1 protein-coding gene is annotated in these 383 nt (G+C 54.0%); it reads right to left on the reverse strand.

What is annotated here, in order from left to right; all coding sequences use genetic code 11:
- Nucleotides 1-383: AAA family ATPase (locus K9U41_RS23780; protein WP_282643278.1), on the reverse strand; the 383-nt coding region annotated here is incomplete at both ends.

The following is a 383-nucleotide window of genomic DNA, read 5'->3' on the forward strand; positions in this document are numbered from 1 at the left end:
GGCAATCGCCTGGTCGGTCAGACTTAAGGCATCTCGCAGGCTGCCTTCAGCGGCGCGTGCCAGCAATTGCAGCGCCCGCGGCTCGTGAGCGATATGTTCTTCGTTGAGGATGTGCTCAAGCTGATGGCGAATTTGCTCGACATCTAGCGCCTTGAGATGAAATTGCAGACAACGTGACAAAATCGTCACCGGCAATTTCTGCGGATCGGTCGTCGCCAGCAGAAACTTAACGTGCTCTGGCGGCTCTTCAAGGGTTTTTAACAGTGCGTTAAAGCTGTGGCGCGACAGCATATGCACTTCGTCGATCAGATAAACTTTGAAACGACCACGCGCCGGAGCGTACTGGACGTTATCCAGCAGGTCGCGAGTGTCTTCAACTTTAG

Origin of the sequence: Xanthobacter autotrophicus (assembly GCF_029991245.1) — a bacterium.
GTDB classification, from domain to species: Bacteria; Pseudomonadota; Alphaproteobacteria; order Rhizobiales; family Xanthobacteraceae; genus Xanthobacter; species Xanthobacter autotrophicus_C.